This window comes from Escherichia sp. AM3 (genome assembly GCF_032029835.1).
Lineage (GTDB): Bacteria > Pseudomonadota > Gammaproteobacteria > Enterobacterales > Enterobacteriaceae > Escherichia > Escherichia coli.
In genome coordinates this window covers 1-335 of record NZ_JAVUPQ010000731.1, presented here as the reverse complement: position 1 = coordinate 335, position 335 = coordinate 1, and the positions used below count along the sequence as shown (strand labels likewise).

The following is a 335-nucleotide window of genomic DNA, read 5'->3' as shown; positions in this document are numbered from 1 at the left end:
GGGTTATACTCTGCGCGACCAGTGACTATTGCATAGCGGAAAACTTCCCCGCACCGCTGCCTCACTTTTTTGGCTTTTTCTGTAGCACCTCGCCCCTCGATGCGCCGCAGCACATTCAGAAGTTCAAGTGGTTTGATTTCGGCGATTGGTTTTTTGCCAATGTAAGGGAACACATCTTTGTTGAAGGCTTCGAGGATGTCTGAAGCATAACCAGCAGACCATTTTTTTAATTTGCTGCTGTGCCACTCAAGGGCAATATCTTTGAAGGTGTTGTTTAACTGCGTTTCCCGGGCAATCTTTTCCTCTCGTTTCGCTTCCATCGGATCGATACCACC

1 protein-coding gene is annotated in these 335 nt (G+C 48.1%); it reads right to left on the bottom strand.

The genetic code is table 11. From position 1 onward, the window contains the following. Positions 1-335, bottom strand: a 335-nt coding sequence (locus tag RTW80_RS28100; RefSeq protein WP_409415331.1) for a tyrosine-type recombinase/integrase, incomplete at both ends; no start/stop codon positions are given.